Consider the following 249-nt stretch of genomic DNA (forward strand, 5'->3'; position numbering starts at 1 on the left):
GATTCGCTCAGCACCAGTTCCCCTTTGGGCCGTCCGCTCATCCTTGCCCCCTCGCATCAAGTGCCACATAGAACACTTTAGTACGTGATCGGCATCATTCAATGAATTTTTAACTCAAGACACTAGAAGGTGTTATGAACTTTCGGCCAGACCTGGTACCCTGGCGGGATGAAAAAACGCAGCCCCTACCCAACGGATGTATCGGATGAAGAGTGGTACTTCGCCGCGCCGTACCTGACATTGATGAAC

1 pseudogene is annotated in these 249 nt (G+C 51.4%); it reads left to right on the forward strand.

Annotation, left to right across the window (positions count from 1 at the left end):
* Positions 1-168: 168 nt before the first annotated feature.
* Positions 169-249, forward strand: a pseudogene (locus AB4Y34_RS42510) (IS5/IS1182 family transposase); the annotation flags it as partial.

The organism is Paraburkholderia sp. BR10954 (assembly GCF_040965775.1).
Lineage (GTDB): Bacteria > Pseudomonadota > Gammaproteobacteria > Burkholderiales > Burkholderiaceae > Paraburkholderia > Paraburkholderia youngii.